Annotated in this window: 18 protein-coding genes; 14 read left to right on the forward strand and 4 right to left on the reverse strand. The window is 64.3% G+C overall.

What is annotated here, in order from left to right:
• Positions 1-11: 11 nt before the first annotated feature.
• On the reverse strand, positions 12-944 hold the full coding sequence (gene paaX / locus AC3FLX_RS25665) for a phenylacetic acid degradation operon negative regulatory protein PaaX (protein WP_488700147.1): 933 nt from the start codon (positions 942-944) through the stop codon (positions 12-14).
• A 125-nt stretch (positions 945-1,069) separates the two neighbouring features.
• Here paaX and paaA point away from each other — a divergent pair, with 125 nt between their 5' ends.
• The 11 genes from paaA (at position 1,070) to AC3FLX_RS25720 (ending at position 12,443) form a co-directional block, all read left to right on the forward strand.
• Complete coding sequence (gene paaA, locus AC3FLX_RS25670) at positions 1,070-2,071, forward strand: 1,2-phenylacetyl-CoA epoxidase subunit PaaA (RefSeq protein WP_488700148.1); 1,002 nt, start codon at positions 1,070-1,072, stop codon at positions 2,069-2,071.
• Between the two features lie 48 nt (positions 2,072-2,119).
• The gene (gene paaB / locus AC3FLX_RS25675; RefSeq protein ID WP_488700149.1) at positions 2,120-2,401 is read left to right on the forward strand and encodes a 1,2-phenylacetyl-CoA epoxidase subunit PaaB; all 282 of its coding nucleotides are present in this window, start codon (positions 2,120-2,122) and stop codon (positions 2,399-2,401) included.
• A gap of 8 nt (positions 2,402-2,409) precedes the next feature.
• Complete coding sequence (paaC, locus tag AC3FLX_RS25680) at positions 2,410-3,171, forward strand: 1,2-phenylacetyl-CoA epoxidase subunit PaaC (protein ID WP_488700150.1); 762 nt, start codon at positions 2,410-2,412, stop codon at positions 3,169-3,171.
• Between the two features lie 5 nt (positions 3,172-3,176).
• Complete coding sequence (gene paaD, locus AC3FLX_RS25685; RefSeq protein ID WP_488700152.1) at positions 3,177-3,695, forward strand: 1,2-phenylacetyl-CoA epoxidase subunit PaaD; 519 nt, start codon at positions 3,177-3,179, stop codon at positions 3,693-3,695.
• 24 nt (positions 3,696-3,719) lie between these two features.
• Positions 3,720-4,796, forward strand: a complete 1,077-nt coding sequence (gene paaE / locus AC3FLX_RS25690) for a 1,2-phenylacetyl-CoA epoxidase subunit PaaE (protein WP_488700153.1) — start codon at positions 3,720-3,722, stop codon at positions 4,794-4,796.
• Between the two features lie 88 nt (positions 4,797-4,884).
• On the forward strand, positions 4,885-6,555 hold the full coding sequence (paaN, locus tag AC3FLX_RS25695; protein WP_488700155.1) for a phenylacetic acid degradation protein PaaN: 1,671 nt from the start codon (positions 4,885-4,887) through the stop codon (positions 6,553-6,555).
• A gap of 93 nt (positions 6,556-6,648) precedes the next feature.
• Positions 6,649-7,998: a phenylacetate--CoA ligase PaaK gene (gene paaK, locus AC3FLX_RS25700; RefSeq protein ID WP_488700156.1), complete on the forward strand. Its 1,350-nt coding sequence runs from the start codon at positions 6,649-6,651 to the stop codon at positions 7,996-7,998.
• Positions 7,999-8,117: 119 nt separating this feature from the next.
• Positions 8,118-8,426, forward strand: a complete 309-nt coding sequence (locus tag AC3FLX_RS25705; protein WP_488700157.1) for a DUF485 domain-containing protein — start codon at positions 8,118-8,120, stop codon at positions 8,424-8,426.
• Positions 8,423-10,075, forward strand: coding sequence for a cation acetate symporter (locus AC3FLX_RS25710; protein WP_488700158.1), 1,653 nt, complete (start codon positions 8,423-8,425; stop codon positions 10,073-10,075). Before AC3FLX_RS25705 ends, AC3FLX_RS25710 begins: the two co-directional genes overlap by 4 nt.
• A 101-nt stretch (positions 10,076-10,176) precedes the next feature.
• Entirely contained in the window at positions 10,177-11,493 is a 1,317-nt protein-coding gene (locus tag AC3FLX_RS25715) for an MFS transporter (protein WP_488700159.1), read from the forward strand.
• Positions 11,494-11,570: 77 nt separating this feature from the next.
• Positions 11,571-12,443, forward strand: a complete 873-nt coding sequence (locus AC3FLX_RS25720; RefSeq protein ID WP_488700160.1) for an enoyl-CoA hydratase/isomerase family protein — start codon at positions 11,571-11,573, stop codon at positions 12,441-12,443.
• Here the strand turns inward: AC3FLX_RS25720 and AC3FLX_RS25725 are convergent.
• Entirely contained in the window at positions 12,440-13,327 is an 888-nt protein-coding gene (locus AC3FLX_RS25725) for a LysR substrate-binding domain-containing protein (protein WP_488700161.1), read from the reverse strand. The two genes, AC3FLX_RS25720 and AC3FLX_RS25725, sit on opposite strands and share 4 nt — an antisense overlap.
• Positions 13,328-13,478: 151 nt before the next feature.
• On the opposite strand from AC3FLX_RS25725, the gene AC3FLX_RS25730 reads away from it, so the two are divergent.
• The 3 genes from AC3FLX_RS25730 to AC3FLX_RS25740 are packed head-to-tail and all read left to right on the forward strand — an operon-like array spanning position 13,479 to position 16,452.
• The gene (locus tag AC3FLX_RS25730; protein ID WP_488700162.1) at positions 13,479-14,285 is read left to right on the forward strand and encodes a citryl-CoA lyase; all 807 of its coding nucleotides are present in this window, start codon (positions 13,479-13,481) and stop codon (positions 14,283-14,285) included.
• 17 nt (positions 14,286-14,302) lie between these two features.
• The gene (locus tag AC3FLX_RS25735) at positions 14,303-15,466 is read left to right on the forward strand and encodes a CaiB/BaiF CoA transferase family protein (protein ID WP_488700163.1); all 1,164 of its coding nucleotides are present in this window, start codon (positions 14,303-14,305) and stop codon (positions 15,464-15,466) included.
• A 20-nt stretch (positions 15,467-15,486) separates the two neighbouring features.
• Positions 15,487-16,452: a Bug family tripartite tricarboxylate transporter substrate binding protein gene (locus AC3FLX_RS25740; RefSeq protein WP_488700164.1), complete on the forward strand. Its 966-nt coding sequence runs from the start codon at positions 15,487-15,489 to the stop codon at positions 16,450-16,452.
• Positions 16,453-16,632: 180 nt separating this feature from the next.
• On the opposite strand, the gene AC3FLX_RS25745 is transcribed toward AC3FLX_RS25740, so the two are convergent.
• Positions 16,633-17,058 carry an SRPBCC family protein gene (locus tag AC3FLX_RS25745; RefSeq protein WP_488700166.1) on the reverse strand — a complete coding sequence of 142 codons (426 nt, stop codon included), beginning with the start codon at positions 17,056-17,058 and terminating at the stop codon, positions 16,633-16,635.
• Positions 17,059-17,080: 22 nt separating this feature from the next.
• Positions 17,081-18,100, reverse strand: a complete 1,020-nt coding sequence (locus AC3FLX_RS25750) for an aldo/keto reductase (protein ID WP_488700167.1) — start codon at positions 18,098-18,100, stop codon at positions 17,081-17,083.
• Positions 18,101-18,154: the final 54 nt, after the last annotated feature.

Here is an 18,154-nt window from a genome sequence, read left to right on the forward strand (position 1 = left end):
CCGCGCGCCTTTTACTCGTGGACCCGCGCCGTAAAACGGTCCTTCAGCACGCGCCCAGGTGAGTGGAAGGCGCCGGTTTCGGTCTCCATATGCTCGCGCAGAAAGGCCTCACTCGCCGGCAGCAGCGCCGCGTAAAGCGCACCCGTACCGGTACGGGCCTCGCGCCCTGGCCAGTCCGCGGGCAGCAGTTCGTCGGGCAGGCCGGGGTCGCGCAGTAGCACGCGGCGGTATTCGTGGATCAGCAGGATACGCACGAAGAACGCATCGGCCGGCGATAGCCCGTCCGCCGCATCGATCCACGGCGAAAATCGCCTGACATAGGCCTGCAACGCCTGCGCAACTTCCTTGAGCCGGTAGGTCTGGTGAATCAGCAGTTCCAGTGGCCGCCGCGAAAACGCCGCCACGGATTCGGCCAGCATCACGGCCGCGTGCTCCGCTGCCGATGCGGCACCGATGATTTCCGCCAGCGAGTCCTGGTCGGCGTTCGGATGCGCGAAGACGCCCGGCGCCACCGGGCCGAATCCCTCCCATAACAGTTCGCGTCGCAAGTGCTGCCGCATCGACGCCTTGGTGTCGTTGCGCAGCATGACCAGCGTCCATTTGCCGTCCCACGGCGGCGATACCCCGGCGTAGATGCGCTTGCCCGCATGTTGCACGCGCAGCAGCCCGGCGTCGGATAACCCATAGAAACTCTTGCGGCCGACCTTTTTCGCATCGAGCCAGTCGTCGGCCGCCAGACGGAAGATGGCCGTGCGCACAAGCCGGTTGCTGAGACCGAACGGCGCCGAGAGATCGATCAGGCTGCCCAGCCACGGCGCCTGAGGCCTCGGCGCAATCACATCTCCGTACATCGTCACCAGCAACGAGCCCGCGCCAAGCTTCAGTCCCTTGGCCAGCCGCGCCACCGGCGCTGATACCGCCTCCGCCTTCACTCCGTCACCCATGAGCCTCCGCCCCCAAAGTGATACACACGAACCGATTGAATGAGTCAAATCGTATCACTATGATTTGGCTCAATGTCAGCTTTCGCAGACCCGCTAAGGGACTGCACCAGTCAACGGAGACATGCATGTACGCGCAACTGGTCGATACCGGTGTCACACAGGTCCGGTCCTCTGAGAACATGAGTGCGGAGGAACGCGCCTTTCAGCAACGTGTGGATGACGGTATTCGCATCGAAGCAAAGGACTGGATGCCCGAGGCTTATCGCCGCACGCTGGTGCGCCAGATTTCGCAGCACGCTCATTCGGAAATCGTCGGCCAGCTGCCGGAAGGCAACTGGGTCACCCGTGCGCCCACGCTGGAACGCAAGGCGGTGCTGCTGGCCAAGATCCAGGACGAAGCCGGGCACGGCCTCTATCTCTATAGCGCGGCGGAAACGCTTGGCGTCTCGCGCGACGAGATGCTGGGCGACCTGCACAGCGGCAAGGCCAAGTATTCGAGCATCTTCAACTATCCAACGCTGAGCTGGGCCGACATTGGCGCGATCGGCTGGCTCGTGGACGGCTCCGCGATCATCAACCAGGTGCCGCTGTGCCGCTGCTCCTATGGTCCGTATGCGCGGGCGATGGTGCGCGTGTGCAAGGAAGAGTCGTTTCACCAGCGCCAGGGCTACGACATCCTGCTCAAGCTCTGCAATGGCACACCCGAGCAGAAGCAGATGGCCCAGGATGCACTCGATCGCTGGTGGTGGCCCGCGCTGATGATGTTTGGTCCGCCCGACGCGGATTCGCTGCACAGCGCCCAATCCGCCCAATGGCGCATCAAGCTGTTTTCGAACGACGCGCTGCGCCAGAAGATGGTGGACCAGACCGTGCCGCAGGCCGAGTTTCTGGGCCTGACGATCCCCGACCCCGATCTCAAGTGGAACGACGAAACCGGCCACTACGATTTCGGCGCCATCGATTGGGACGAGTTCTACAGCGTGATCCAGGGCAACGGCCCCTGCAACCGCGAACGCCTGGGCGCCCGAGTCCAGGCGTGGCAGGACGGCGCCTGGTTCCGCGACGCACTGGTGGCCAATGCCGACAAGCAGGCCACGCGCCACGCTCCGGCGCGCCAGGTGGCCTGAGACGGCCACACCCGAATTCCCCACAAGATCCAGCAAGCAGGAGGCAGCATGAAGGAATGGCCCCTTTGGGAAATCTTTATCCGTAGCCAGCACGGTCTCGCCCACAAGCACGTCGGCAGCCTGCACGCGGCCGACGCCACGATGGCCATCAACAATGCACGCGACGTCTACACCCGCCGCAATGAAGGCGTCAGCATCTGGGCCGTTCCCGCACAGCACATCGCCGCCAGCAGCCCGACGGAAAAAGGGCCGCTGTTCGAGCCGGCGCACAGCAAGGTCTATCGCCATCCCACCTTCTTCCCGATGCCGGAAGCGGTCAAGCACATCTGAGGCACATCATGGCAGTCAGCAATCAGGCAACGTTCGACTACCTGCTCCGCCTGGGCGATGCTCCGCTCGTGCTGGGGCAGCGTCTGTCGGAATGGTGCGGCAAGGGCCCGGCACTGGAAGAAGACATCGCGCTCACCAACGTCGCGCTGGATCTGATCGGTCAGGCACGCCTCTGGCTCTCTTACGCCGGTGAAATGGAAGGCAATGGCCGCACCGAAGACCAATTGGCCTACCTGCGCGACGCGCACCAGTTCCGCAATCCGCTGCTGGTGGAACAGCCCAACGGCAGCTACGCGGATACGCTGGCCCGTCAGTTCCTGTTCGACACCTGGCACTACTACCACCTTGAAGCGCTGCAGGCGTCCAGCGACGCACGCATCGCGGGCATTGCGGCCAAGGCGATCAAGGAAGTGGCCTACCACGCGCGCCGCAGCGCCGATCTGGTGGTGCGGCTTGGCGACGGCACGGCGGAAAGCCATCGCCGCATGCAGGAAGCCATCGATCGCCTGTGGATGTATACGGGAGAACTCTTCGACAGCAACGCCGTCGATGCGAACCTGATTGCTGCGGAAGTGGCATGCGACCCGGCGTTGCTGCATGCACCGTGGCGCCAGCAGGTGGCCAACGTTCTGGAAGAGGCCACGCTGGCCATGCCGGCCGATGGCTGGATGCAGCGCGGCAGCCACACCGGCCGCCACACCGAGCATCTTGGCTTTCTGCTGGCCGAGATGCAGTTTCTGCAGCGCGCCTATCCGGGCGCCACGTGGTGAGCGCCATGCAGGCACAGACGATCTCCATTCCGAGCGCGACGACGGCCGCCGTCTGGTCGTGGCTCGACAGCGTACCCGACCCGGAGATTCCGGTGATTTCGGTGATCGACCTCGGCATCGTCCGTGACGTGCACTGGGAGCGCGAAACCTGCGTGGTGACGATCACGCCAACCTACTCGGGCTGCCCGGCGGTCACGCTGATCCGCGAACAGATTGGCCACGTGCTTGGCGAACACGGCATTGCCGACGTCGACGTGCGGCTGCAGCTTGCGCCGGCATGGACCACCGACTGGATGACCGCTCGCGGCAAGCAGCAACTGTCGTCCTACGGCATCGCGCCGCCGGCACAGAACGTCATCGACATCAGCGGCATCACGCGCCGCCGCACCGCGCCGCAAGTGCCCTGCCCCCATTGCGGATCGGCGCATACGCATGTGGTCAGCCAGTTCGGCTCCACGGCCTGCAAGGCGCTGTACCGGTGCGACGAATGCCGCGAGCCGTTCGATTACTTCAAGGCGCACTGACGCCACCGACTGGAAGAGACCGAGATGAGCCAGTTCCATGCCCTGCGCGTGAGCGACGTCACCAGCGAAACCCGCGACGCCATCGCCGTGACCTTCGCGGTGCCTCCGGAGCTTGCGGATACCTACCGCTATCAGCCCGGCCAGCATCTGACGCTGCGCACCACCATCGACGGCCATGAAGTGCGCCGCTCCTATTCGATCTGCGCCGCCGCCCAGGACCAGCGCCTGCGCATCGCCATCAAGCGCGTGGATGGCGGCCTGTTCTCGACTTGGGCCAACGCGCACCTGGGCGCCGGACAGACGCTCGATGTCATGCCGCCGTCGGGACACTTTCATGTTCCGCTCGATGCCAGCCATCGCAAGCACTACGTCGGCTTTGCCGCTGGTAGCGGCATCACGCCACTGCTGTCGATCATCGAAACCACGCTGCGCGCCGAGCCGGAAAGCCGCTTCACGCTGTTCTACGGCAATCGCGCCTCGTCGACGGTGATTTTCAAGGAAGCGCTCGAAGACCTGAAAGACACCTATTTGCACCGGCTGAACCTGGTGTTCATTCTGAGCCGCGAAACGCTCGACATCGACCTGTTCAATGGCCGCCTGGATGGCGCCAAGACCGACGCACTGCTCAAGCAATGGGTGGACCCCGCCAGCATCGACGTCGCTTTCATCTGCGGTCCGCAATCGATGATGGAAGAAGTGTCCGGTGCGCTGATTCAGAACGGCGTGGATGCGTCCCGTATCAAGCGCGAGCTGTTTGGCACCACCGTGCCCGCGAACGCCGCGCCCCGGCCGCAGCACCGCGTGGTCGGCAAGCAGGATTGCGAAGTGACGGTGATTCACGACGGCCGCTCGCGCAGCTTCACCGTCGCCAAGAACAGCCAGACCGTGCTCGACGCGGCGCTCGAACAGGGCATCGAACTGCCCTATGCCTGCAAGGGCGGTGTCTGCTCGACCTGCCGCTGCAAGCGCGTATCGGGCGACGTGGACATGGACGTGAATTTTGCGCTCGAAGACTACGAGGTGGCGCGCGGCTTCATCCTCAGTTGCCAGAGCTATGCGGTCAGCGACACGCTGCTGCTCGATTTCGACCAGGAAACCTGAGCGGTCCGGCTGGCCATTTTTCCCTCGCACAGAACAACGCCCCCAACGCTTCGGCGTGACAGACATAGATATAGAAATGGAGACACCCGTGACCCACGCATTGTTTACCCGCCACCAGGCCCTGCTCGACCAGACGCTCAACGCCATCGACCAACGCGGTTACTGGAGCCCGTTCTCCGAAATGCCCAGCCCCAAGGTCTATGGCGAAGCCGCCGCGGATGAAGGCAAGGCCGCGTTCGATGCGCGGCTGGGTAAGCCTTTCCCGATCGAGCAACCGGGCACGACCGGCCTGGCGGGCCAGGAAGTCTCTCCCTATGGCGAAAAGCTCGGCGTGACCTATCCGCGTCCGGACCTCGACGCGCTGTTTGCCGCGATCGAAAGCGCCGCGCCGGCGTGGCGCGCCGCCGGCCCGACCGCATGGGTGGGCGTGGCGCTGGAAATCCTTACCCGCCTGAACCGCAGCAGTTTCGAAATGGCTCACGCGGTCATGCATACCACCGGGCAACCGTTCATGATGGCCTTCCAGGCGGGCGGCCCGCATGCGCAGGATCGCGGCCTGGAAGCCGTTGCCTACGCCTGGCAAGCCATGCGTGGCGTTCCGGCCCATGCCGTATGGGAAAAGCCGCAGGGCAAGAATCCTCCGCTGCGGATGGAAAAGACGTTCACGGTCGTGCCGCGTGGCATCGGCCTGGTCATCGGCTGCTGCACGTTCCCGACCTGGAACGGTTATCCGGGCCTGTTTGCCAGCCTTGCCACGGGCAACCCGGTGGTCGTCAAGCCGCACCCCGGCGCCATCCTGCCGCTGGCCATCACGGTACAGATCGCGCGCGAAGTGCTCGCCGAGGCCGGGTTCAGCCCCGATATCGTGACGCTGGTCGCCAACAATCCGGACGAGCGCATGGCGTCGACGCTGGCGCTGCGTCCCGAGGTGCGGTTGATCGATTTCACCGGCAGCACGGCCAATGGCGACTGGCTGGAGCGCAACGCGCACCAGGCGCTGGTCTACACCGAAAAGGCCGGCGTGAACCAGGTCGTCATCGATTCGACCGATGACCTCAAGGGCATGGTGCGCAATCTGGCACTGTCGCTTGCGCTGTATTCCGGGCAGATGTGTACGGCTCCGCAGAATATCTACATCCCGCGCGACGGCATCGACACGCCCGACGGCCATATCACGTTCGATGCGGTGGTTGCCGCGCTTGGCGAGGCACTGCAGAAGCTGACGGCCGACCCGGCCAAGGCCGTGGAAATCCTTGGCGCGATTCAGAACGACGGCGTGGCGCAGCGGATCGACGCATCGCGCGGACTCGGCAAGATCGTGGTCGACAGCCAGGCAATCAGCCATCCCCAGTTCCCCGAAGCGCGGGTCCGCACGCCGCTGCTGCTCAAGGTCGACGTACGCGACGAGGACAAATTCACGCAGGAACTGTTCGGCCCCATCGCGTTCGTCATCGCTACCGACGGCATCGAACAGGCGGTTGCGGTGGCACGCCGCATCGCCAGACAGCATGGCGCACTGACACTGTCCGGCTATACCACGCAACGCAATGTCGAAGCCCAGCTCGAAGACGCCGCACTCGATGCCGGCGTGGCGCTGTCGCTCAACCTGACCGGTCCCGTGCTTGTGAACCAGTCGGCGGCGTTCAGCGATTTTCATGGCACCGGCGCCAATCCGGCCGCGAATGCCGCGCTGACGGACACCGCCTTCGTGGCCAACCGCTTCCGGGTGGTGCAGTCACGCCGCCACATCAAGGACTGATTGCCTGCCCTGCCGCCCGGCCCGCACGTACGCCCAGACGTACCGGGACGGGCAACCCATACCTACAGCCAGACCTGCCTTCAAGGAGACATCATGGTCCAGCGCGCCCCCCAAGCCGACCTGCTCGATCCCATCGAGCGTGCCAGCCGAGACGAATTGCAGGCCCTGCAACTGCAGCGCCTGAAATGGACACTGCGACACGCCTACGACAACGTGCCGCATTACCGCCAGGCATTCGACGCCGCGGGCGTGCATCCTGACGATCTGCGCCAGCTATCCGACCTGTCGAAATTTCCGTTCACGACCAAGAAGGAACTCCGCGACAACTATCCGTTCGGTATGTTCGCGGTGCCGCGCGAGGAAGTGGTACGTGTCCACGCCTCCAGCGGCACCACCGGTCAGCCCACGGTGGTCGGATACACCGCCAACGACATCGAGACCTGGGCCAACCTGGTGGCCCGCTCGATCCGCGCCGCCGGCGGCCGGCGTGGCGACCTGGTGCAGGTCTGCTATGGGTACGGATTGTTTACGGGCGGCCTGGGCGCGCACTATGGCGCCGAAAAACTTGGTTGCACCGTAATCCCGATGTCGGGCGGCCAGACCGAAAAGCAGGTGCAATTGATTCGTGACTTCAAGCCACGCGTCATCATGGTCACGCCGTCCTACATGCTGAACGTGATCGACGAGATGGCGCGCCAGGGCATGACGCCTGCCGATACGTCGCTGGAGATCGGCATTTTCGGCGCCGAGCCGTGGACCGATGCCATGCGCTCGGAGATCGAGACGCGCGCCGGCATCGACGCCGTGGATATCTACGGTCTCTCCGAAGTGATGGGGCCGGGCGTGGCGTGCGAGTGCATCGAAAGCAAGGATGGCCCGGTGATCTGGGAAGACCACTTCTACGCCGAGATCATCGATCCTGTCACTGGCGAGGTGCTGCCCGACGGCTCCGAAGGCGAACTCGTGTTCACGTCGCTGACCAAGGAGGCGCTGCCCGTCATTCGCTATCGCACGCGCGACCTTACGCGCCTGCTGGCGCCGACGTCCCGCTCGATGCGCCGGATCGGCAAGATCACCGGACGCTCGGACGACATGCTGATCATCCGGGGCGTCAATGTCTTCCCCTCGCAGATCGAGGAACTGATCCTGCGCCAGCCCGAACTGGCGCCGCACTACCAGATCACGGTGACCCGCGATGGCCACCTCGACAAGCTCGCCGTCGCGGTCGAAGTCCGCCCCGAGGTTTCGCACCGGCTGTCCGACGCCGAGCGCGAAGCGCTGGGTGCGAAGCTGCGTGAAGCCATCAAGACCAATGTCGGTATCACCACGCGCGTGGACGCCGTGCCTGCCGACCGGCTGGAACGGACATCCACCGGCAAGGCCAAGCGCGTGCTGGACCTGCGCGCCGCCGTCACGGCCGAACCAGTGCGGGCTGCCGCCTGACCCTCGCAACGCTCCTCGCAGTTCCCGCCCGCGCCTGCGCGGGCGGCAGTCCCTACGCCTCGACAAGAAGGCCCTACCGGCGCGGCTTCGCCAGGCCAGGCCGCGCCAATGGAGACATCATGACCGAACGGCAATTCGCCTCTATCACCCGACATCCGGACTTCCATTCGCTGACCCGGCGCCGTGCGCGCCTGGGCTGGACGCTGACAGCCGTGATGCTGGCCGTCTATTTCGGATTCATCGTCCTGTTGGCGTTCTTCCCGGCGCTGCTGGTGGCGCCGATCAGCGGCGGTACGCTGACCACGGGCATCGTCGCCGGTGCCGGCGTCATCGTCGTGGCCTTTACGCTGACGGCCATCTACGTGAGCAAGGCCAATCGCGAGTTCGACGGCCTGACCACCCGCATCCTGCAGGAGTGCGCAGCATGAAACGCCTTGCCCTGCCGATCGCCGCCCTGCTGGCGGCAAACGCTTATGCCGGCCCGGCCGTGGACGGCAACGTTGCCGCCCAGCCGCTGAACTGGCATGCCATCGGGATGTTCGTGCTGTTTGTCCTGTTCACGCTCGGCATTACGCGCTGGGCCGCCCGCCGCACTCGCACCGCGTCGGATTTCTATGCGGCGGGCGGCGGCCTGACCGGTTTTCAGAATGGCCTGGCGATCGCCGGCGACATGGTGTCCGCGGCATCCTTCCTGGGCATCTCGGCCATGATGTTCGACAAGGGCTTCGACGGGCTGATCTACGCGCTGGGCGTGGTGGCGGGCTGGCCGATCATCCTGTTCATCGTGGCGGAACGGCTGCGCAATCTCGGCCGCTACACGTTCGCCGACGTCGTGGCCTATCGCCTCTCGCAGCGCCCCGTGCGCATTACGGCGGCATTTGGCACGCTAACCGTTTCCATCATGTACCTGGTGGCGCAGATGGTAGGCGCGGGCAAGCTGATTCAGTTGCTGTTCGGAACCAGCTACCTGTCGGCGGTGTTGGTGGTAGGTGTGCTGATGGTGCTGTACGTGATGTTCGGCGGCATGCTGGCCACCACGTGGGTGCAGATCATCAAGGCAATCCTGTTGCTGGGTGGAACGACATTCATGGCCTACGAGGTGCTCGCGCATTTCGGCTTCAGCCTCGATGCCTTGTTCGCGGAGGCAGTCCGCGTCCATCCGAAGGGCCAGTCGATCATGGCGCCCGGCGGGCTGGTGGCGAATCCAGTGGAGGCGATATCACTAGGGGTGGGGATGATATTCGGCACGGCCGGTCTGCCTCATATTCTGATGCGCTTCTTTACCGTGGCCGACGCACGCGAGGCACGCAAGTCCGTCTGCTACGCCACCGGCTTTATCGGCTACTTCTATCTGTTGATCCTGATCGTCGGCTTTGGCGCCATTGTGCTGGTCGGCGGCAACGCGACGTTCCGTGACGGCGCCGGCCAGCTTATCGGCGGCAGCAACATGGTTGCCGTGCATCTGGCGCAGGCGGTGGGTGGCAACATGTTCCTGGGTTTCATCTCAGCCGTGGCGTTTGCGACGATCCTCGCGGTAGTGGCGGGTCTGGCATTGTCCGGCGCTTCGGCCGTATCGCACGATCTGTATGCCACGGTCATCCGCCGTGGCCGCGCGACCGAAGCCGAGGAGATCCGCGTGTCGAGATACGCCACGCTGGGCATCGGCGTGGTGGCGATTCTGCTTGGGCTGCTGTTCGAGAAGCAGAACATCGCCTTCCTGTCGGGGCTGATGCTGGCCATCGCGGCGTCGGTCAACTTCCCCGTGCTGTTTCTGTCGATGTTCTGGAAGGGCCTGACCACGCGCGGCGCGGTAGGCGGCAGCGTGATGGGCCTGGTGTCGGCCATCGTGCTGCTGGTACTGGGGCCGACGGTATGGGTCGGCATCTTCAAGCACCAGCAGGCGATCTTCCCCTACGCCAATCCGGCGCTGTTCTCGATGTCGCTGGCGTTTGCCGCGGCGTGGCTGCTGTCCGTGCTGGACCGTTCGGCGGCCGGCGCCAGCGAGCGGCAAGCCTACCTTCCGCAATACGTTCGGTCGATGACGGGTCTGGGAGCCGCATCGGCAAGCCGGCATTGAGCGGCTGCGAGAAGCGTTCGGCAAGTTAAAATGCGCGAGACCGGCGGGCGTAACCGCTTGCCGGCTCGCCCCCTAACTTGTCCAACGGACCGTTGCCAGCCATGTCGTCCTCGCTGATGAGCTTTGAAGATGCAATCCGGACTGCCGGTGTCGGCAAATTTCAGTATCGGCTCTTCGTCATCTTCGGCCTCGTATGGATGGCGGACGCGATGCAGGTCCTGTCCATCGGCTTCAGCGCCCCGTCTATCGCCAGCACGTTCGGTGTCACGGTGCCGCAGGCACTGCAGACCGGCACCGCGTTCTTCACAGGTATGCTGGTCGGTGCCTTCTGCTTCGGGCGCATCGCCGACCGCATCGGCCGCCGTCCGGCGCTGATGCTGGCCGTGATCATCGACGCGGCCTGCGGCGTCGCTTCCGCGTTTTCGCCGAGTCTCGGCTGGCTGATGGTGCTGCGTTTTCTCACGGGCATTGGCGTCGGCGGCACGCTGCCCGTCGATTACACGATGCTGGCCGAGTTCTTGCCAAGGGACCGGCGCGGCCGCTGGCTCGTGATGCTGGAGTCGTTCTGGGCGCTCGGCACCATCTGCCTGGCGCTGCTGGCACTGGCGGCCGGCACGCATGGCAACGACGCCTGGCGCATCATCTTCTTCGTGACCGGAATCCCCGCGTTGATCGGTGTGATTCCGCGCATGTACGTGCCGGAGTCGCCGCTGTTTCTCAATCGGAACGGCAAGCCGGAACAGGCACGCGAGGTACTTGAGCGTGTGGCGGCGACCAACGGCAGGAACGTGACGATCCCCCCACTGCAGTCGGACAGCCCGGAAAAACCGTCCGTCTTCACGCTCTTCACCGCGAGTTTCCGGCGCCGCACGCTTGGTTTGCTCCTTGCCTGGCTGCTGATCTCGATTGCCTACTACGCGGTGTTCGTCTACCTGCCCATCCGGCTGAGCAGCGCGGGATTCGGCTGGATGCGTGGCCAGGTCTTCCTGGTAGTGCTGGCGCTGGTGCAACTGCCGGGCTATGCACTGGCCGCCTATGGAGTGGAGCGCTGGGGACGCAAGCCGACGCTGATCGGCTTTCTGCTGCTCAGTGCCGTCGGATGCATGATGTACAGTTTTGGCACCTCGCCCACGGTGGTCGTCGGATCCACGCTGCTGATGAGTTTTTCGTTACTCGGCACATGGGGCGCGCTGTATGCGTTCACGCCCGAGGTCTATCCCACCAACCTGCGCGCAACGGGCATGGGAACGGCTGGTGCCGTGGCGCGCTTCGGCGGGCTGTTTGCGCCGGCCATCATCGCGCCGGTCATGTCCACACATTTCACGCTCGCACTGGCGATGATTTCGGCCATGCTGGCCGCGGCGGCATTGGCCGTTGGCGCGGTCAACGTCGAATCGAGGAACCGCGCGCTGGACTGATCGCGCTCCTTGCGAAGCGTGGTTCCAGCTTCTAGGATTCGAACGGTGTTCGACGTCCTGTCCGCTGGAGCCGCGCCATGAGTCCATCACCAACGTCCTCATCCACTCAGCCCCAGTCCGCGACCGATGCGCCGGATCAGGTTCGGCTGACGAAGGTCTCCGCCGAATACTGGCGCGTGACGTTCCACAATCCGCCTTACAACATCTACGGTCCCAAGACCATGCCGCAGTTGAACGCGGTGATTGCGGCACTGGAATCCGACGCAGCCGTCCGTGTGGTGGTGTTCGACAGTGACGTCCCCGACTTTTTCCTGACGCACTACGATTTCGTTCCGCCGCTCACGGACACAACGAATCTGCCGGCCGGCCCCACCGGCTTGCCACCGCTGCCCGACATGCTCGTGCGACTGAGCAAAGCGCCCGTCGTGTCCATCGCATCGATTCGCGGACGCGCAACTGGCGTGGGCAGCGAGTTGGCTCTGGCCAGTGACATGCGATTTGCCAGCCGCGAGAAAGCGGTGCTGTCGCAATGGGAGATTGGCGCCGCGCTGGTGCCGGGCGGCGGCCCGATGGCACGTCTGCCGCGCCTGATGGGCCGGGGCCGCGCATTGGAAGTGCTGCTGACCGGAAACGATATCGATGGCGATCTTGCCGAGCGCTACGGATATGTGAACCGCGCGTTGCCGGACAGCGAACTCGATGCCTTCGTCGATGGCATGGCACGCCGCATCGCAAAATTCGACAAGACATCGATCGGTGAAATCAAGCGGCTGGTCAATGCCAACAGTCTGCCGCCCAACGACCAGATCGCCGCCGAGTGGGAGGGCTTCATCGGCTCTGTCATGCGCCCCGGCGCACAGCAGCGCATCGGTCAGTTGATGGAACTGGGCCTGCAGACCAATCCCGAAGTCGAGAAGCGCCTGGCCGAATACACGGGCAAACTGGGCTAGGCTCCCAGCGCCTCAACCACGCGCCGGACGGTCGTCGCAAAGAACCGTACCGGCATCGCGCGCGCCGCACCCCGCTTCCACAGTAGACCCGGCGTGCGCTGCGGCGTCGGGCTCTCCAGCGGAATGAAATGCAGGCCCTTGCCCGATGACTCCGCGCTGCTGCCGATCACCGCGGCGATATCGGTTTGCCTGACCAGTTCCAGCATCGGCGCGATGGAATTCAGCTCGGCAATGACCTGCGGCTCGGCGCCCGCCGCACGAAAGCAATCGTCAAGCAATTGCCGCGTGGCGAAATACGCCGGCAGCAGCACCATCCGCATGCCATGCAGCTCGACCATCCGCGCGCGTTTGCGCTGCGCCAACGGATGGCTGTCGCTGACCACCAGCTTGAGTTCCTCGTTATAGAGCGGCTCGAAGAAAAGCCCCTCGGCCTGCAGGGGCCGGTACGACACACCGAGGTCAAGCTGGCCGTCGGCAATCCGCGCGGTGATATCGGCTGCGCTCAGCTCTTCCACGATGACCCGCACCGATGGATACCGGCGAAGAAACGCCGACAGGCACTGCGGAATCAACTGGATATTGAAACTGTGCGTGGCGCCGACGCGGACCTCGCCCACCACCGGGCCTTCTTCGTCGCGCACCGCATGCATTGCACGATCCACCTGGCGCAGCGCCGGGCTGATATGGAGCAGCAGGGTTTCGCCGGCCTCGGTCATCGACACGCGCTTGCCGATGCGGTCGAACAGCGGCCGGCCGATTTCCTCTTCGAGCTGGCGGATCTGATGTGACAGCGTGGATTGCGTCACATGCATGCGCTCTGCGGCACGCGTGAAATTCAGCGTGTCGGCCAGCGCCTCGAAGTAGCGCAGATGTCGGAGTTCCATAGGGGTCGGGGGCTATCGCCGCTTGCTGCGGGATGCGCGAATCATACATCGATGCCATCGATCATTTGAAGTGAAATTCATCATTTCCATATGTTGTAGTCCCTCCGTAGACTGGATCCATCAAAAGACAATCATTAGACGGAGACCTGCAATGAAGATCGGCAAGGAAACGGTGCCACGCACCGCCATCAGTACCTCGAACACGGAAACCATCGTGGTGCGTGGCGCGGATCTGGCACGTGACCTGATCGGCAAGCTCAGCTTCACCGAGTATTTCTATTTCCTTGTGACGGGCCAGCGCCCCGATGCGGCCGCGCTGACGGTGGTGGACGCCACGCTGGTGGCCATCGCCGAACATGGCCTGGTGCCGAGCGTGCAGGCCAGCCGCATGACATTGGCCGCCGCGCCAGATGCGCTGCAAGGCGCCGTGGCCGCCGGCATTCTCGGGTGCGGCTCGGTGATTCTTGGCGCCTCCGAGACCGCCGGTGTGATGCTCTCTGAAATCCGCGAGCGGATGGAAGCAGGCGCATCGATCGAGGACGCCGCGCGCACCGTCGTGAGCGCATGGCGCGAAGCCCGTCGCGCCATTCCCGGATATGGCCATCCGCTGCACAAGGCCCGCGACCCGCGCGTGGCGGCCTTGTTCGACGTGGCGCGTCAGGCCGGCGCCGACACCATCTATATCGATATCGCCGAAGCCGTGGAATCGGTCATTCCAGAGATCGTCGGGAAATCGCTGAGCCTCAACGTTTCCGCCGCCATTCCGGCCGTGTTGCTCGGCGTTGGCTTTCCGCTCAATGCATTGAAAGGCGTGCCGATCCTGGCGCGCACCGGCGGCCTGATTGCCCATCTGAGCGAAGAACTGCGCCAGCCGATTGGCTTTGCGCTGTCGTACCAGGCCACGCGCGAAGTCGTGTATGCCGGCGAGACGCCGGATGGCTTCGACCCCGCTGCCTGAGCCCGCAGGAGCAGATCATGATCAAGGTCCTGCAAGGCGTGAAGGTACTGGAACAAGGCACATTCATCACCGGTCCCGCCGCCGGCATGCTGCTGGGAGACCTCGGCGCCGATGTCATCAAGATCGAACAGCCGGAAACCGGCGATCCGTTCCGGGCGTTCAAGGGCGGACTCTACAGCCCGCATTTCCAGACCTATAACCGCAACAAGCGCAGCATCACGCTCAATACCAAGAACGCCGAGGACCTGGAAGTGTTCGACGCGCTGGTGCGTGAAGCCGATATCTACATCCAGAACTTCCGGCCTGGCGCGGCGGAACGCCTGAATGCGGGCGAAGCGCGGCTACGCGAGATCAATCCGCGACTGATCTACTGCGCCATCAGCGGCTTTGGCGCGACCGGCCCCGCGGCGGGCCGGCCCAGCTACGACACGGTCGCCCAGGCAGCCAGCGGATTCCTGAACCTGCTGGTGAATCCGGCCAATCCGCGCGTGGTCGGCCCGGCCATCGCCGATTCGCTGACCGGCTTCTATGCGGCCTACGGCATCCTCGGTGCGCTGCATGAACGCAACCGCACTGGCCTGGGCCGCAAGGTTGAAGTGTCGATGCTGGAGGCCATGAGCCATTTCAACCTCGATGCCTTTACGCATTACTATTCCGCGGGCGAAGTCATGGGGCCGTACAGCCGGCCCAGTGTCTCGCAGTCGTATGTGATGCCCTGTGCCGATGGCAAATGGATTGCGCTGCATATGTCGTCGCCCGAGAAATTCTGGCAGGGTCTGGCCAACGCGATCGAGCGTCCCGACCTGTTCAAGGACCCTCGCTTCGCCTCGCGCGAAGCCCGCATCGAGCATCAGGAAGTGCTGATCGACGTGCTGGGCGAACGGTTCCGGCAGCATCCGCGCGATGTCTGGTGCCAGCGGCTTGAAGCGGAAGACGTGCCGCACGCACCGATGTACGACACCAGCGAAGCACTGGAAGACCCGCAGGCACGCCATCTGCAGTTGCTGGTATCGGGCCAGCATCCCACGCTGGGGGAATTCCGGACCGTGCGCAGCCCGGTGTCGTACGACGGGGAACGCGCGCTTGAAGTGGTGCCGCCGCCGTTACTGGGCGAGCACGACGAAGAAGTGCGGCGGCAACTGCGGCATGACAAGACGGCGCCGGCCAAGACCGGCATCTGACCATAAGAACGGAGGAGGCAATGAAAAAAGTACTGGCGGCCGTGGCCGCATCGCTGGCCCTGGTGGCCAACCTCGCATCGGCGGACACCTATCCGTCGCGCCCTGTACGCATGGTGGTGCCATTCGGCGGCGGCACGTCCACCGACATCACCGCGCGCATCATCGGTGAAGCGCTTGCCAAGCGTCTGGGGCAGCCAATCGTGGTGGAAAACCGCGCCGGCGCGGGCGGCTCGATCGGTACCGATTTCGTCGCCAAGGCCAAGGGCGACGGGTATACGTTGACGATGGGCACGGTCGGCACGCTAGCGATCAACAAGGCGCTCTATCGCAAGCTGCCTTATGACCCCGGCAAGGATTTTTCGTTTATCGGCATCCCCGGTTATACGCCCACGCTGCTGGTGGTGCGCAATGACGCGCCTTACAAAACGCTGGCCGAACTGATCGCCTACGCGAAAGCGCATCCGGACAAGCTGTCGTTCGGTTCGGCCGGCAGCGGCACCTCGGGCCATCTGGCTGGCGAGCTCCTGAAGTCGATGTCCGGTGTCAGCATGACGCACGTGCCGTTCAAGGAAGGTGGCCAGGCGTTGACCGCCGTGCTGGGCGGACAGGTCGATTTCATGTTCTATCACCCGATGGCCGTTCTGCCTTACCTCAAGGACCACAAGCTGCGTGCGCTGGCCGCCAGCAGCCAGCGCCGCTCCGTGGCAGCGCCCGATGTGCCAACCGTCGCGGAATCGGGCTATCCGGGCTTCGACCTGACGGCCTGGTTCATGCTGGCCGGTCCCGCGGGCATGGACAACGCCGCGCGGACGCGCCTGGTGGAAACGATGCAAGCCGTGATGCAGGACCCGGCCGTGCAGAAGCAACTCGCCGTGCAAGGACTGGAGCCGGCCGCACTGAACGCGACACAACTGCCCGCTTTCGTCGAAGCCGAAACACGCAAGTGGACTGCCGTGGTCAAGCAGTCCAATGCACAGGTGGATTGAAACCAGCAAAAAAATACGCCCGCCACACCGTTGCGGATGTGGCGGGCGTTTGCGTCTGGCGACGTTATTCGCCGTACTGGTACAGCGCCCTTCCCTGGCCAGGCACGCTACCCGCAGCGTCGGCCATCGGCAGCAGCCCGAACGTCAGGGCAAGCACGGTCGCCATCGCAATCCAGGCTTTCACGACGATTCTCCGATCAGCGTGGCCTGCAATGCCTTGAGGCCGTCGCGGTAGATGCCTTCGAACAGGTGCGATGCCTCTTCGTCACTGACGCCCGCGGGCGTGAACTGGCCAGACCATTCGACGCGCGATGCCTGTTCGCCATCGAGCGCCACCACGCGCAGCGTGGAGCGGTAACCCGTGACGGGGAACGGCGCCCGCAGAATCGAGTAGGTATAGCTGCGCGCCTGGTTATCGAAGGCTTCAAGCCGTTCGACGATGGCGTCGCCGTCCGGGTTGAGCAGGCTGCGCACGCGGCCGCCCTCGCTTAGCTCACTGCTCGGGATATACGGCAGCCAATCGGGCAGCGAATCGAAGCCGCCAATCAGTTGCCAAACGCGGTCTGCTGCAACCGGCAGCACGATCGTTGCGGAAGCTTGTGCCATGTTGAACTCCTTGTAGCGGGAATCAGATACGTTCGCCGGGCAGCGGCGCATGCTCGGCAACCAGATGTTGCTCGCGCAGCTCGCGCCAGAAATCGGCGGGGATGGTTTCCTTGAGCGCCGCGGCGTCCTCGGCGATACGATCCGGACGGCTTGCACCCGGGATCACGGCCGCGACGGCGGGGTTGGCCAGGGCAAACTGCAACGCCGCCGCTTTGATGCCGACGCCATGACGTGCCGCGATGGCCTTGATGCGTTCGACCTTGGCGATGATGTCGGCCGGCGCCTTCTGGTATTCGAAGTGCGCGCCACCGGCCAGGATGCCGGAGCTGTAGGGGCCACCGACGACGATGCCGGTATTTCGTTCCGCCGCCTTCGGCATCACCCGCTGAAGCGCGCGCTCGTGATCCAGCAGTGAATAGCGGCCTGCCAGCAGAAAGCCATCGGGCTGTGCTTCGGCCAGGTCGAGCGTCAGCTCGATTGGTTCGACGCGGTTCACGCCCAGGCCCCAGGCCTTGATGACACCTTCCTCGCGCAGGCGGGTCAGTGCGCGGAACGCACCTTTGCGTGCCGTCTCGAAATACGAGAGCCATTCGTCACCGTAGAAGTCCTGAGCGATGTCATGGATCCAGACGATGTCGAGGCGATCCGCCTTCATGCGCTTGAGACTATCCTCGATCGAACGCAGCGTGCCGTCGGCCGAGTAATCGACAACCAGCTTGTTGGGACGGCCAGCGGCGAACAGCCCGCTCTTTTCGCCAAGTGCACGCGCGCTAGCGTCCTCGACTTCGTCCAGAATCAGACGGCCAACCTTCGTGCTGAGCACATATTCGTCGCGCTGGTGCCGCGACAGTGCCTCGCCCAGGCGGATCTCGGAGAGGCCGGCGCCATAGAACGGTGCGGTGTCGAAGTAACGCACGCCTTGCGCCCAGGCCGCATCCACCGTGGCTTGCGCCTCGGCTTCGGGGATGTCGCGGAACATGTTGCCAAGCGGTGCGGTACCAAAGCCGAGCACGTTGCCGGCCAGTGTTTGTTTGAGATTCATGACTGCTCCAGGTACGGAATGGGTTGCGGTGAAAGCAGTCTAGGGTTGCAAGTT

This window comes from Cupriavidus sp. 291-E7, from assembly GCF_057798835.1.

Bases quoted from the DNA above. Each gene is read 5' to 3' on its own strand.
- AC3FLX_RS25715 (WP_488700159.1), top strand. From the start codon at position 10,177: ATGTCGTCCTCGCTGATGAGCTTTGAAGATGCAATCCGGACTGCCGGT.
- paaK (WP_488700156.1), top strand. From the start codon at position 6,649: ATGGTCCAGCGCGCCCCCCAAGCCGACCTGCTCGATCCCATCGAGCGT.
- AC3FLX_RS25710 (WP_488700158.1), top strand. From the start codon at position 8,423: ATGAAACGCCTTGCCCTGCCGATCGCCGCCCTGCTGGCGGCAAACGCT.
- AC3FLX_RS25745 (WP_488700166.1), bottom strand. From the start codon at position 17,058: ATGGCACAAGCTTCCGCAACGATCGTGCTGCCGGTTGCAGCAGACCGC.
- paaD (WP_488700152.1), top strand. From the start codon at position 3,177: ATGCAGGCACAGACGATCTCCATTCCGAGCGCGACGACGGCCGCCGTC.
- AC3FLX_RS25730 (WP_488700162.1), top strand. From the start codon at position 13,479: ATGAAGATCGGCAAGGAAACGGTGCCACGCACCGCCATCAGTACCTCG.
- AC3FLX_RS25735 (WP_488700163.1), top strand. From the start codon at position 14,303: ATGATCAAGGTCCTGCAAGGCGTGAAGGTACTGGAACAAGGCACATTC.
- paaX (WP_488700147.1), bottom strand. From the start codon at position 944: ATGGGTGACGGAGTGAAGGCGGAGGCGGTATCAGCGCCGGTGGCGCGG.
- AC3FLX_RS25740 (WP_488700164.1), top strand. From the start codon at position 15,487: ATGAAAAAAGTACTGGCGGCCGTGGCCGCATCGCTGGCCCTGGTGGCC.
- paaA (WP_488700148.1), top strand. From the start codon at position 1,070: ATGTACGCGCAACTGGTCGATACCGGTGTCACACAGGTCCGGTCCTCT.
- AC3FLX_RS25705 (WP_488700157.1), top strand. From the start codon at position 8,118: ATGACCGAACGGCAATTCGCCTCTATCACCCGACATCCGGACTTCCAT.
- AC3FLX_RS25750 (WP_488700167.1), bottom strand. From the start codon at position 18,100: ATGAATCTCAAACAAACACTGGCCGGCAACGTGCTCGGCTTTGGTACC.
- AC3FLX_RS25720 (WP_488700160.1), top strand. From the start codon at position 11,571: ATGAGTCCATCACCAACGTCCTCATCCACTCAGCCCCAGTCCGCGACC.
- paaB (WP_488700149.1), top strand. From the start codon at position 2,120: ATGAAGGAATGGCCCCTTTGGGAAATCTTTATCCGTAGCCAGCACGGT.
- paaC (WP_488700150.1), top strand. From the start codon at position 2,410: ATGGCAGTCAGCAATCAGGCAACGTTCGACTACCTGCTCCGCCTGGGC.
- paaE (WP_488700153.1), top strand. From the start codon at position 3,720: ATGAGCCAGTTCCATGCCCTGCGCGTGAGCGACGTCACCAGCGAAACC.
- AC3FLX_RS25725 (WP_488700161.1), bottom strand. From the start codon at position 13,327: ATGGAACTCCGACATCTGCGCTACTTCGAGGCGCTGGCCGACACGCTG.